At 50.7% G+C, this 14,816-nt stretch carries 5 protein-coding genes; all 5 read right to left on the bottom strand.

The window, feature by feature from the left end; all coding sequences use genetic code 11:
- Positions 1-30 precede the first annotated feature (30 nt).
- Genes C7B82_RS17125 through C7B82_RS17105 form a run of 5 tightly spaced genes read right to left on the bottom strand, consistent with a single transcriptional unit; the run spans position 31 to position 14,755 of the window.
- Positions 31-3,297: a CHASE2 domain-containing protein gene (locus C7B82_RS17125; RefSeq protein ID WP_106257491.1), complete on the bottom strand. Its 3,267-nt coding sequence runs from the start codon at positions 3,295-3,297 to the stop codon at positions 31-33.
- Positions 3,294-4,157, bottom strand: coding sequence for a FecR family protein (locus C7B82_RS17120; RefSeq protein WP_106257490.1), 864 nt, complete (start codon positions 4,155-4,157; stop codon positions 3,294-3,296). Before C7B82_RS17120 ends, C7B82_RS17125 begins: the two co-directional genes overlap by 4 nt.
- Positions 4,158-4,169: 12 nt before the next feature.
- Positions 4,170-8,438: a PAS domain S-box protein gene (locus C7B82_RS17115; RefSeq protein ID WP_106257489.1), complete on the bottom strand. Its 4,269-nt coding sequence runs from the start codon at positions 8,436-8,438 to the stop codon at positions 4,170-4,172.
- Between the two features lie 9 nt (positions 8,439-8,447).
- A complete protein-coding gene (locus C7B82_RS17110; RefSeq protein ID WP_106257488.1) occupies positions 8,448-10,031 on the bottom strand; it encodes an ATP-binding response regulator in 1,584 nt (527 codons plus the stop codon).
- On the bottom strand, positions 10,028-14,755 hold the full coding sequence (locus tag C7B82_RS17105; RefSeq protein WP_106257487.1) for a response regulator: 4,728 nt from the start codon (positions 14,753-14,755) through the stop codon (positions 10,028-10,030). Before C7B82_RS17105 ends, C7B82_RS17110 begins: the two co-directional genes overlap by 4 nt.
- Positions 14,756-14,816: the final 61 nt, after the last annotated feature.

The following is a 14,816-nucleotide window of genomic DNA, read 5'->3' as shown; positions in this document are numbered from 1 at the left end:
TGAATTGAACGACCAATCTGAAACGAAGCCTCATGGCAAAAGCGACTGCGTTAAGTTGATAATTTCATCAAATTGAAAGTTATCGGCCCAGTCTGTTAAAACGTGAGCTAGAGGCGCATGGCGTTCAGGAATCTGCTCAATCAATTGCAGGATCAGACGATCCGATCCTCTGATCGCAGACTGGTGAAGTTGCTCAGCCCATGCAGGCGGCATTTGCACAAGATGAAGATGCAGATTGGGCGTTGTGACTGTGGCTGTGGTATCGTCGCTCCCGGTATCCTCCTGATGCTTGGACGCTTCGTAGAGATAGCGTACCCCCAAATGCTCTGCCAGTTTAGCTAGTAGCATATTTTCCTGAATGGGTTTGCGTAAAAAATCATCACACCCGATCGCAACCGCAGCCGCTTCAGTCTCTTCAAAGACGCTAGCAGTGAGGGCAATGATTTTGGTGGGAAGTGAGAGTGGTGAGACAAGAAGCGGGGAGGTGGAGGAGACAGGATCACCCCTATGTCCCTGTGTCTCTGGATCTCCCCGATCGCCCGATCGTTGTGTTTCTCTGTCGTGCTCGATCGCTCGAATCTTCTGCGTTGCTTCAGTGCCATCTATCACTGGCATTCGGATATCCATCAAAATCAGGTCTGGCTGCCACTGCTCCCAAACGGTGATGCCTTCGCTGCCATTTCTGGCTTCACGCACCTCAAAGCCAAGCGGCACCAATAATTTGACCAAAAACTGGCTGTTTTCCCACTGGTCTTCAACAATCAGAATGCGATAGGTGCATTGGTCAGGGGCAAGGGTAATGACGCGATCGCGGTTCAAGGGCGTGGCAATGGTGATGGCATCGCCATGAGCCACCCGGATATGAAACGTGAAAATACTTCCCTGGGCGATCGTGCTGCACACCATAACGTCCCCGCCCATCAGGTTAATGAACGTTCGACTAATGGTGAGCCCCAGGCCGCTGCCCTCGTTGGCTTGCTGACCCGCTTTCGCTTGAGCAAAGGGTTGAAAGAGATGCTTCAGTTCTTCTTGTGTGATGCCCGGCCCAGTGTCTTCGATTTCGAAAACGAGGGAGTAGGCCGTAGGGAGTGCGGGAGAGCTTTGAGTGGCCGCCCTTCCGGCTCCTTCTAACGTCATCGACTCCCGCGTCGTTTGTGGAGCCAACGACTTTAACTCCTGACTTCTGGCTCCTGGTTCCTGGCTCCTGACGCGCAGCGTTACCCTTCCTGCTTCTGTAAACTTGATGGCATTGCCAATCAGATTCAGCAATACTTGGCGCAATTTGCCTTCATCGGTAGTGATGTATCGAGGTAACGCAGATGTGCGCTCAAAGGTTAGGAGCAGGCGCTTAGCACTGGCTCTGCTGCGCAGCATGGCTTCTAAATCATCCAGAAGATGAGGCAGATCAAATGTCGTTTCGTTTAACCGCACTCGGCCTGCTTCGATTTTAGACATTTCCAACACATCATTGATTAAGCCCAATAAATGCTGTCCACTACGGTTAATGATCTCCAGATGTTTCTGATGTTCCAGGCTCATTGATGCGTCATGGTTCATGACCTGGGTAAAGCCAAGAATGACATTGAGTGGCGTTCGCAGTTCATGACTCATGTTTGTCAGAAAAGCGCTTTTAGCACGGTTAGCCTCTTCACTTCGTGTGGCTTCGCTAATCGCTGTTTCTTTTGCCCGTTGCAGTTCAGTTTCTGTTTGTTTGTGCTCAGTAATATCTTCTAACAGCAGTAAAAAGCCATCTAATTTGCTGGTTTGATGTGTGTCTGTAGTCAAGGTGCGGTAGGCCAGGGGTTGCAAAATGAGATGAAACCAGCGATCGCCCTGTTGCAAATGGCTGTGTTTGACGGCTTCTCCTGCTTTCAGGTCTTTCAGGCTGATCTGCCATTGCTGTGGGCTGAGCCAATGAGGGATCAGTTGCTCGTTCAGGTCGCTACCCACCGTGATCTGAAGAACTCTGGCAGCAACCGGGTTGCAAAACCAAACAATGCTATCCAGATCAGCTGCCAGCAGGCCGATCGATAACGTCTGGGCGATCGTGGCTTGCGTGGCTTGAGCACGCCCCAACTGCTCTGCCAGAGCTGCTAGTTGGGCTACCCGCGACACGGCATCTTTGGGCTGGGGTAGCTTCTGTTTTTGTACCGGAATCAACGGATGATCGGTTTCTGAAGCATTGATCATCAGGTCTTTGCGGTAGTGCTTCCAGAGATGAGCCAGCTGTTGGCGCAGCAAATAGTCTTCTCGCAGGCGATCGCTGAGGGCAAACGATACCGCTGTTGTGACAAAGAGCGCCATGGGAGGCACGATCGGCAGCAAATAGTTAGCACGAAACAGCAGCAAACTTAGCAAGCCCCAACCAAAGCACAGTCCGGTAATGACTGCCAATTGTTGACGCGTGTTCCAGGTTGACAGCAGCCAACTCAAACTGGGTGCACTCAACAAAAGCAGTAGCCATAAGCCGTTTCCTTGCAATGGCTGCAGTGCGTTTTGGCGCAGCAGGTTTTGCACCACGGTGGCATGGAGATACACGCTGCCAGTCGGTGGGCTCCGATCGAAGGGTGTCACCAGCGGATCAAGCCCAGCAGCTGTGACTCCTACCAAAACAATTTTGTTACGAAAGGCTTGGACAGGAATGTTGCCCTGAACAACATCCACAAAGGAATAGGACTTTAACTGCGAGGCAGGGCTGACCCAATTGACCCAAAAGGGTTGGTCTAACTTGGGTAGCGATACAGGGTTTTGTACCAGGCTGTATGCCTGCACGGCGGCCACTCCAAGCGCTAGTTGCCCATTTACCTGCACATCCACCTGCCGGACTAAGCCATCGGCCTCTTCTCGTTTCAAAACATGTCCGGTGGCAATGGCTGCTGTCGCCAGTTCGGGAACAGGCAATAGCGGTGCTCCCGTTTTATCCCAGGCCTGCGCTAAGACAACATGCCCCTGTTGCATCATTGCTTGTGCCAAGGAGGCATCTTCAGCACTAGGTTCTGACCAGAGTAAATCAATAACAACGACACTCGATTCTGCAGACGAAAGCGTGTTGAGCAGTTGGGTATAGTAGCGCCGCGACCAGGGAAAGCGACCCAATTGTTTCAAACTGGCATCATCGATCGCCACTAATACGACCCGATCATCCCAAGGCATGGAGCCGCGTGCTTGAAATAAGTGGCGGTAAGCGATCTGCTCTAACGACTGAAAAGTGCCCAGCTTCAAAAGAAGAGCGATCGCGGCAGCGGTCAGCCCCCCTGGAAGAAAACGCCAGCAATGTTGGACTAGAGACTGCTTCATAATCGAATAGACAGTTCGTGAACCTGTCGCCGTCCCAAGGGTGTAAGCACCGTCACTTGAAGTGTCTGCACAGAAGCGGCCGGAAGCAAAAGACTAAAGCGTCCATGCCGGTCAGTCGCTTGGGGTGTATCGCCAACGAAAACACTATTCACCGCATCGACCTGTCCCTGAATGCGAAGGCTTCGAAGGCTCGCTTTAATTTGTCGTTCCACCTTGTAGTTCAACGTCGTGTCATCCCGAAGCGGCACAGCAGGAGAAGGGGTTTCGCCTGGAAGCGTCAGGTTCTGAAAGCCAGCGGGCACTAAAACCGTTTTGCCTTGAGCAGTGGTCGCCACGCCGCCGCTCAACGTTGCCAACCCGGTTTTGCCGTTGGGCTGTACACTCATGCCAAAGACCGTGCCGCGAACGGCACTCACCCCCGCAGGCGTTTGGATCTTCAGGTAAGACCCTCTGTGATTAAACCGCCGCAGCTGTAGACGAACCTGTCCATACGGCACCTCAAGCGCCGTCATCCGTCCATTATCCGAGGCGATTCCTAGCGATCGCACCTTGAGCTTTGTGTTTTCTGTCACCTGGATAAAACCAATACCTGTATCGACCTCCAAGGTGGTGCCTGAACGCTTTCCAGTAGTAACCCCGTCGCCAACGGCTTGCAAGCGATCGCCCTGCTTTACGGTGCGCGAGTTTCCCTGCTGCTGATAGGTCACCTGCCCCCAATTTTGTCGTATTGCCAACCAGCGATTAATCCGCACAGTCACTGGACGGGGGAGGGCTTCTGCAAGCTCGAAAAGCACCAGCAGCAAGAGAGTAGCCGTAGTGATTAGTAGAACGTGACGTGGCAAAAATAGATTTAGCTGCATTTTGCGGAGTGTTTATCGCTGAATTGGCGTGGTCAGTTCGACGATCGCTTCAAAATGGAAGTTGTTAACTAATGCCTGCAGTGCCTGAACCAGCCTTACATGCGTACTTGGCAATTGCTCAATCAACTTCAACATTTGGCGATCTTTGCCCAAAATGGCTGCCTTATGCAACGCCATAATCCAATCATCAGGCATGTCATCAAAGGATGAAGCATCTAAGACTGCACCGCTGTCAAAGGCACCAGGCAAGGATGAATAGGCACCTTGGGCCTCCATCCCAACGGTATCTTTGGTTTCGTAGAGATATTGCACACCCAAATGCTGCGCTAACTTAGCAAAAACCACCTCTTCGCGAAACGGTTTACTAATAAAGTCATCACATCCCATCGCCAAAATCGCAGAGCGTTCCTCGTCAAAGGCACTGCTAGTTACAGCAATGATTTTTGTCAAGGGCTCATCATAAATCGCAGCGGCATCTCCAGCCGATCGCTTCACCAATGACTCTTTCGCGCGGATCTGCTGAGTTGCCTCATACCCATTCAGCACCGGCATGCGCATGTCCATCAAAATCACATGAGGGTGCCAGTGTTCCCAGAGAAGGACGCCTTCCTGTCCATTATTCGCAACCAGCACATCAAAGCCCGCAGGTTTCAGCAGTTTTTCTAAAATCTGTTGGTTCTCCCAGAGGTCTTCGACAATCAGCACGCGATAGGGGGGGCAATCGGGGGCTAACCCAATCACTCGTTGTGCTAAGTAGGGTGCCGATGGCGGCGCTCCTTGAGCCGGACAAACCTGAATAGCAAAGCAAAAATGGCTGCCTTGACCCACCACACTCTCAACGCTAATCGTTCCCCCCATCAACTGAACAAACTTCTGGCTAATGGCTAACCCTAAGCCTGTGCCCTCAGAAGACTGCTGCCCCGTGAGGGTTTGCACAAAAGGAGTGAACAAGCGTTGCAATTCGCTGGGTGCAAGGCCAGGTCCGGTATCTTCGACCGCAAAGAAGAGATGAGAGGATGAGGGGTTCTCGCCGACGCTCTCCCGCTCTCCGATACTCGCAGGCTCCCGCTCGACGCCTACTCGCAGTGTCACACTACCTTTCTGCGTAAACTTAATCGCGTTATCTAACAGATTGAGTAAAACCTGACGCAGTTTTCCTTCATCAGTGGTGATGTATTGCGGGAGGTTGTGGGAGCGATCAAACCGAAGCAGTATGTGCTTGTCACTGGCTTTGAGATGGAGCATCTCGTAAAGAGTATCCAGCAGGTGATAGAGATCGAAGCAAGTAGCGTAGAGTTTGAGCCTGCCGGCTTCAATCTTAGACATCTCTAGCACATCGTTGATGAGTGACAGTAAATGCTGTCCGCTGCGATTGATGATATTGACATACTCCCGGTTTTCGAGGCTGAGCAGCCGATCGTGGCTCATGATCTGAGTGAACCCTAAGATGGCATTGAGTGGAGTCCGCAACTCATGACTCATGTTTGCCAAAAAGTTGCTTTTGGCGCGATTGGCTGACTCAGCCGCATCTCTGGCTTTCTCAAGCTCGATCGACTGCTGTTGGGTTTGGGCAAGCAAAGCTGATGAAAGATCTTCTGCTTGTTGACGTTCTAACTCGGCTCCGGCTCTTGCGGCAAAAATGCGCAGAATTTGCTCAAAAATTTGATTTTGAGGTAAAGGCTTGCTATTCATTACTGATATATGCCCGATGACATTTCCCAGTGAGTCATTTAATGGGATGCCGAAATAGCTTTCTACGCCCAGGTCTACCAGATAGTGATCCTGTGGAAAATGCGTCTGAATTGAATCTTGGTAGTAAACAACCGCTCCGGCTAAAACTTGTTCGCAGGGAGTTCCAGCCAGATCATAGGCAAAATTTTCACCCAACTCATGCCCTTGCCAAAAAGCAAGCGTCTGTGCTTTGCTTTTTCCTGGTTTGGTTAACTCGGCGATAGAGGCATAGGAAACTTGCAACACTTCAGCCAAGTGATACACGAGGGAATGGAAAAAATCATGCCCTATTTGAGCTGAGGTGCCCTCAACAATTAATCGCAGAGCTTGCTCCATTTGCTTGCGATCGGTGATATCGGTAGCCACTCCAAGCACTAACGTAGAGAGACCATCGATCGACGTAATCGGCTTTTTAATCGTCTGGAAGCATTGACTTACACCGGCTGCAGACGTCACTGTTTCTTCAATGAGCTTGGGTTGGCGCGTGCTGATGACTTCACGATCGTCTTGCAGAAAATGCTCAACTTCAGCCTGGTCAGGGTTGAAATCAGCATCATTTTTGCCGATCAGGTCTTCAACGGTTGTGCCATAAATTTCTGCTACTGCCTGGTTGGCTAACACAAAGTTGCCGTTCCAATCCTTGGCGAAAATAAGATTGGGTGGCGTATCAATCACGTAGCGGAGAAATTCTTGCTGCCGTATCAGAGTTTCTTCGATCCGTTTACGATCGCTAATGTTGGTATCAACCGTTGTGACAATCCAACAATTTGCAGCGGCATCCCATTGGGGCGTATAAATTTCAGAAATCCAATGAATCGTGCCATCACTGTGATAAAACCGATATTCCACCACACCGGAGCGCCCAGCAAAAATGTCTTCAACGAGTTGTGCTTGATATTGCTTGAGATCATCTGAAACCACTTGTGATGCCCAGAACTTGGGGTCGGCGACAAATCGTTCCAGAGGGAAGCCAAAGATTCTCTCATACCCAACCGAGCGATATTCCACCTCCCAGGTATGGGTGCCAAACACTCGAATGGAAGCGATCGCGGCATTGGCGCTATTCAGCACATGACTGAGCTTGGCTTCAGACTGTTTTAAGGCTAATTCCAACTGTTTGCGATCGCTGATATCAGTACTGCCCCCTAAAAGCCTCACTGGGGTTCCAGATTCGTCCCAGACTCCGATCGCTCGATCGAAAATCCATTTGTAAGTACCATCTTTGCAGCGAAGCCGATACTCGTGAGCCAACTGCGGGATCTCTCGCCTGAGATAGGCCTCTTTTGTAGCGATAACGCGATCACGATCATAAGGGTGTATGCGATCGCGCCATTGGCTGGTGGTATCCGAAAATTCATCCTTCGAGTATCCCAGTATTTGCTTAAACTGCTCAGAGTAAAAAACATTCTCGGTTGTTAGATCGATATCGAAGATGCCGTCATTGCTTGCCTGAACAACTAATTGCCAGCGCTCCTCTGCTTGCCGAAGATGAAGCAATGCGGCTTGTCGTTCACGAATCTCTTGCTGCAAAATCAGGTTTTGTTGCTCGATCGCTTGCCGTTGCTGTTGCTCCTGCTCCAGCAGATCGATCTGGGCTAAGACCATGCCAACTTGAGCCGCGATCGCTTCGATTAATTGCACTTCTCGCTGTGTCCAGTGTCGAAAGCGATCGCACTGATGTAACGTCAGGATGCCATTCGGTTGTCCTTGATATGAGGTTCGCACTGCCAGCGTTGATTTTAAACCGAGGCGCTGACACAGTGGCTCCATGGGCTGTAGCAACGCATTGGCATAGACATTGGGGGAAGCAATGGCATGATCCTGTGCCAGGATCTGAAGCACATAAGGATTTTCGGTCAGCAGAAGCTCATCGATCGGCATCGGAGACTCTAAGGCAGCATACTCAGCGGCAACAGCCAGTCGGAAGGTTGGTGCGGTTGTGTAGGTTAAAAGATGGCACTGACTGATGCCAAAGACCTGCCCAAGCTGAGTCACCGTTGTCTCAAAAATCCGTTGAGAACCGCACTGTGCGTGAATTGCGTCCGTCAGTTTTTGAAACAAATGCGTATGTTTCAATTGCCTTCGCAGCGCTATTTCCGCCTCTTGGTGACTGATTTCAAGCGACTGGCGATTGCCAATCTCTTTGTGACTGTCCTGCGCTCTCAGACTAAGTGCCTGTAACAAACTGCTGGTGGTAATAAGACCCGTCGGTTGCCCTTGATCATTCACAATCGGTAAGGCACAAAGTTGCTGCTGCTCAAACAGAGCCACGATCGCATCAATCCCTTGGAGATCCGCTTCGTTCAATGCCAGGCACTGAGCGGTTACGACGGCTGATAGAGGTCGGGTAGACACGTCCGCACTAGATGCCATGAGCTGCACAACATCTCGCTCGTTAAACAAGCCAATCAATCGAGACGACGCTGCGTCAACTACCAGAAGGCAAGAGTCGTTTGCTTGGTTCAGTACCACGATCGCCTCCTGCACAAACGCATGCGCTGCGATCGTGGGAGGGTGACGTTTGATGGCACTGTCGAGCAAAGTAGTCATGGCGTTAAATCACGGGGTTCGTTCCAAAAGTTGCTGGGTAATTGTCACAATCCGATCGAATTGAAAATTTTGGTTCCAATCGGTGAGTGCTCTGGCAAGAGGCTCATGGGCTGGTGGAAGCCGCTGGATCAGCCGGGAAATTTGGTGGTCAAACCCTTTGATCGCCGCTTGATGAAGGTGTGCTAGCCAATCGGCAGGCATCGCCATTCGCATTGCTTCCAGCAGCCATGCTTCGGTATCGTTGAGCGACGGCTCAGCAAGAGCCTGAATGGGGAAAGCAGTAGCACGATCGCCCGCTTGAACCGAGGGTTGCATCAAATCGAACTCAACTGGGTGCACAAGAATATAAAACCGCACCATCGTTTTTTGTCCAGGCGTACTGGCGATCGTGATATCTCCACCCATCACTTGTATAAACTGACGGCTGCCAAACAACCCTAACCCCAGTCCTCGCTTAGAACGTTGCCCCGTCTCGGTCTGTGAGAACATCTGAAATAAATGGTTGATTTCGTGGAAAGCAATCCCTGTTCCAGTGTCTTCGATCTCAAAAATCAGGGGAATAGACAGATTAGAAGAGGCGATAGAGCTCTGGGGAGAGAGGGTTTCATTGCTTCTCTCACTGTCCTGCTGCCGCGTCCTCTCACCCTCAACCTTCACTCGCAGCGATACGGTTCCCCGTTGTGTAAACTGAATGGCGTTTTCTAGCAGGTTCATTAACACCTGGCGGAGCTTGTTTTCATCGGCATGAATGTGTTGAGGTACGGCTGGAGCACATTCAATCAGCAGCTCCAATCCTTTCTCAGTTGCCTTTTGCTCCAAAATTGAGGCCATCATCTTGAGTAAGTGATGCAAATCAAAATCCCGCTGATGCAGTGAAATGTTACTGGCTTCAGCGCTAGTCACTGCCAGAAGATGATTGAGCAATTTAAGCAGGTGTTGTCCACTCTGACTAATGCTGGCTAAATAATCCTGATGCTCCGCAGAGAGGGAGGACTGGCTCATCATCAGTTCAGCAAAACCCAGGATGGCATTCAAGGGGGTGCGTAGTTCATGGCTCATGGTTGCCAGAAATTTGCTTTTCACCTCATTCGCGGCTTCTGCCGCTTCTACGGCATCTTGCAGCGCTCCCATCGTTTGCTTATGTTCTTTAATCTCTTGCTGTAAGCGTTGGTTGCGCTCAGTCAGTTGCTGCTGTAGTTGTTGAATCGTTAGTTGGTTGGCAATTCGAGCTAAAACTTCTTCAGTCTGAAACGGTTTGGTGATGTAATCAACGCCGCCGATCGCAAAGGCTTTTACCTTACCCTCGACATCATCCGCTGCACTTAAAAAAATAATGGGAATGTGTTTTGTTGCAGCATTGGCTTTTAAGTGCTGACAAACTTCATACCCATTCATAATGGGCATGCGAATATCGAGCAAAATGAGATCAGGTAGACAATTGTCGATGCTAACCAAGGCTGTCTCGCCATTAGTGGCACAGCGAACCCTATAACCACGTTTGGTTAAGGTCATTGACATGGCACGCAGATTGTCTGGTGAATCATCAACAACCAGAATGGTTCCTTTAATGATGTCTGTTGAGTCGAGATTCATCTGAGCTCAGGCTGAGTAAGGGTGAGGAGTTGATCGAACTGAAAGTTGCGAACCCATTTGGTGAGCGTATTTGCCAGTGAGGTGTGGGTTTCGGGAATTTGCTCGATCAATTCTAGTAGTTGTCGATCCGAGCCCAAGATGGCCGCTTGATGCACCTGTTGTTTCCACTCATCAGGCATGATACTTAGAGATGAGGGCTGTACCTGGCTTTCCCGTTGTAGGGAGATGTAGGGTTGCGACTGCCCTTGAGGATAGGACTCAGGGGTGTCGTATGCTTGAGTCGCCTTTCTACTAATATTCGTGGCCGATCCATCTCTACTCTCGTCACCGTCCTCGTAGACATACCGCACGTCCAAATGGTTTGCAATTTTTTCCAAAATCACTTCTTCTCGAAACGGCTTGCGAACAAAATCATTACACCCCGCTGCCAAAACTTTTGCCCGCTCTTCTTCAAAAGCGCTCGCAGTGAGAGCAATAATGATTGTGCTCTGTAAAGGTGTGTCCGGCGACGTCTCTACAGACCGAATGCGCTTAGTGGCTTCAAAGCCATTCAACACAGGCATGCGCATGTCCATCCAGATGAGGTGTGGTTGCCAGGTTTGCCAGCACGCGATCGCCGCTTCTCCATTGACTGCTTCTTGCACCTCAAAGCCCAGCGATTGCAGCAGGCGAACGAGCAGTTGACGGCTCTCCGGGTGATCGTCTACGACCAGAATCCGGCACGGAGCCTGCCCAGGAGCCAGAGCGATCGCCCTGCGCAGGGGCTGTCGAACCCGAACATCATGCGGTTGAGCCAACTGCACCTGAATACCGAACTGAATCCTGGTTCCCTGATTCAGGGCGCTGTCAATGGTAATGTCTCCCCCCATTAACTGCACAAACTTTCGGCTAATCGGTAAGCCCAGTCCCGTGCCTTCATGGCTTTGCCCATTGCTTGACTGTACAAACGGCTCAAATAAACGTTCCCATTCCTGTGAGGCAATACCTGGTCCGGTATCTTCGACCTCGAAGAGTAGGGAGTGAGGAGTGGGGAACGAGGAGTGGGGAAGAGCGTTTTGAGTTGTCTCTTGATTCCTGACGCGCAGTGTCACCTCTCCCTGTTGCGTAAACTTAATCGCATTACCCAATAGATTAATGAGCACCTGGCATAGTTTGCCTTCGTCTGTTTGGATGTAGCGAGGAATCGAGGAGTCGCAGTCGAAGATCAGCTCTAGCCCTTTGGATTCGGCTTTCAATTGCAGCATTTCTTCCAGATTTTGCAGCAGATCGTATAGATCAAAAGAACTGGGGTGCAATAAAACCTGTCCTGCCTCAATCTTGGACATTTCCAAAACATCATTAATCAGGTTAAGCAAATGTTCGCCGCTACGGCTAATAATTTGCAGGTATTCATGAGCCGTCTGAGTCAGTGAACTGTCTCGTACCATCAGTTGTGTAAACCCTAAGATGGCGTTGAGTGGAGTGCGCAATTCGTGACTCATGTTGGCTAAAAACTCACTCTTGGTGCGGTTAGCATCTGCGCTTTGCGCCGCTTCTCTCAGTGCCGCTTCTTTTGCCTTTTGTAAAACTTCCTCTGCTTCTTTGCGCTCCTGGATATCTTCAATAATGCCAATGAAATATTGGGGTTCACCGCTGATATCACGCATTAAGGACGCTGTCAAATGCACCCATTGCAACTGACCACTCTTACAGACATAGCGCTTTTCTAGAGAGAAGGTTTGAACGTCTCCTGCCAAGGCTCGACGAATACTGATTAAGCTTTGGTGCCAGTCATCTGGGTGAGTAAGCTCCTGAAAGGTCTTACCGACTAATTCAGATTGTGTGTACCCCAACAGATCACAAAGTCCTTTATTGACTCGGATGATTTGACCAGACATATTTGCCAGACCAATCCCAACGGCTGCCTGTTCAAAGATGGCACGAAAGCGTTCTTCGCTTTCTCGCAGTGCATTTTCGGTTTGCTTACGTTGTGTGACATCCCGAATGACCATTAACGCTTCGTCTTCTCCGCTGGCCGAGATGCGCACTTCCTCGTAAACGGTGTTGCCGACGTCCTCAAACTGATGTTCGTAAACCTGAGTTTTACCGGTTGCTAGAGCTGCCTGGATAAACTGCATTTGCTGCTGAGCGAGCTCAGTCGGCAGTGTTTCAAAAATGGTTTTATGCAAGCGATTGCAATGACCAAACACATCTTTGAAGTTTTTGGGCGGAATATAGTCCAGGTGATAGCCGTCTCGATTCACGCGCAGCAACAGATCGGGAATGGCATCCAAAAACGCCCGATTTTGAGCCTCACTTTGTTGCAGTGCCCCTTCAACACGCTTGCGCTCTGTAATATCGCGTGCGACCAGAATGACCGCTTTCTCTGATAGCGGGGAAATGCGTGCTGACAGGCACACCTCTCGCTGCTGAATGGAGACGTTGTACTCCAGTTCTATCGTCTGGTTCGTTGCCAGACTGGTGCGAATGCCATTAAGGATCAGATCCGCGATCGCAGGCGGGAAGGTTTCGTGCAGCGTTTTACCAACCATTTCACCGGCTGGCTTCACCAGGTTGGGGCTGGTTGGGGCGATTTTGAGGCAGCGTCCATTCGCATTCCTGGCAACCACGACATCGGTCATGGCTCTAAAGACTGCTTGCAGTTCGGCTTCGGCTTGTTTCTGAGCCAAAATAATGCCTAGTTGGGCTGCTACGGCTGAAACAAGTTGGGTCAGCCGCTCATCCTGTGGTGAGGACTGCGCAATAAAGAAGACCAGGATTGCCACCACGCTTGGTTGAGATGTGTCAGCAGAAGTCTGGAACGGCTCCGCTTGCTTGAGGTGACTAGCTACACCGCGATCGCCCGCCACCATGATGGGAACACCAAAATGGACATTCAACCCAAACGTATTGGAGGACAACCGTCGATCATTAGAGTGGGTAGACGTGGGCGAATCTCTGAGAAAACGTTCAATATCCGGCATCCATTCTGCTTTCTGGCTTTGCCAGATACGTCCTGCACTGCCCTGACCCGACTGCAACGTTGTTCTCGCAATCTTCTGGCGAAATTGTTCGACGAGCGCGATCGCTGCGGGCGTTTTATGATTCCGATTGCAATGCCAGATCGGACTACATTCCAAAACAGAGCCATCTGCATTGGGGAGCCAGACTTCGCCATAAATCCAACCCGTTGCGGCACAGAGAGTCCGTAAAGCGATTTCAAGCGCCTGGTTAAAGTCAGAGGCCGCCGCAATCTGTTGGGTTAGAGTCAGGAGCAGACGCACTTCTTGCTCTGCCTGTCGTTGCGTTGCTTCGATTTCTTGAACGCGGATAAACTTGCCAATGCTTTGAGCCATCAGCTCAATGATTTCTCTCTCATGCTGCTCAAAACCGTGGGGTCTCGGCTGCGTCGAGAAGAAACAGAGCGTCCCAAACAGCTCTCCTTCCACAAAAATGGGAGTGCCCAGATAGGATTCCAGCTTTAACGCTTCATAGAGGGGATGACAGCGCATCTCCTCTATCTCGCCCACATGATGAAAGGAGACCGTTGACCGTCGTTCGATCACCTTGCCACAATAGGCCTCTTGTAAATTAATGGTCAGATTAGGAACTAGCTGCTCAAAGTCTGACTGGATGGCAAGGAACGTGTAGGTCTCCTCCTGAATGCGACCGATCGCCCCCGCCGAAAAATCCAAGACGGTGCAACCGGTTTGAATGTAGTCAGCAAAGAGCGCCTCAAGACTGTCAAAGTCAGTCATGTTGAGGCGGTGCAGCTCTTTGAGGCTAGCGCTAAAATCAGCGAGTGCTTTCGTCTTGAGACGCAGTTCGATCTCGGTTGCTTTGCTAGCAGTAATGTCGCGATACTGCCACAAATGCCCCTGATAGACCTGGTCTTGAATGATGGGGATGTAGTCTCGTTCAACGACGCGATCGTCTGCCAGCCAAATTTCTTCAGCAACAACGATCTGCTGTTCCTGTAGGATTTGTTGGATGCGCGCTGGAAACACCTCAGGTTCAGCAAAGAGTGCTTTCACTTGCTCGGCCGACTCAGAACAGTCCGTACCAATCAACTGCTGGGGCGGTACTGGAATGCCAAACAGATCACAAAACGGCTGATTTGCCAGCACGATCCGGCGCGACTCATCTTCAACCAGCACCCCAGCCTGGAGGTTGCTCATAAGCGCTGATAGGCGGGTATTGGCATGGTGGAGATCGGTTCGTTCTCGGTCCAGCGATCGTTCTGCCTGCTCACGCTCAAACAGGGCACGATCGCGTTCACCAATCTCTCGCTGAAGCTGTTGATTTTGTTCGACTAATTGCTGCTTCTGTTGTTGCGTTTCCCTCTGCAGCCACACCCTTTGCAACTGATGCTCAACCCGCACCAGAAGCTCTTGTGGCTGAAACGGCTTGGTGATGAAGTCTGACCCGCCCACTGAAAAGGCTTTGATTTTATCGGGCATGTCTTCCAAAGCACTCTGGAAGATCACGGGAATGTGGCGAGTTTTTTCATCGGCTTTGAGCCGTTGGCAGACCTCATACCCATCCATTTCCGGCATTATAATGTCGAGCAAAATGAGGTCAGGCAGGTTGACCGCAATCAGCTGTAAGGCGGTTGGGCCATCTGCAGCCACATTGACGCTATACCCGTGCTTCACTAGCCGTCTGGCTAAGACCTCTAAGTTAACCGGGTTATCATCGACGATGAGAATGTAGCCAGTGGCTGTGCTAACCTGCTCAGTAGTCATCTTCAGTCCGGTTTTCACTAACCGCTATGGCTATTTTGCCCCGATCCTAAGCCCTTCTTCG

The sequence above is a fragment of the Stenomitos frigidus ULC18 genome (genome assembly GCF_003003795.1).
Lineage (GTDB): Bacteria > Cyanobacteriota > Cyanobacteriia > Leptolyngbyales > Leptolyngbyaceae > Stenomitos > Stenomitos frigidus_A.
This window is presented reverse-complemented; position numbering and strand designations above follow the sequence as displayed.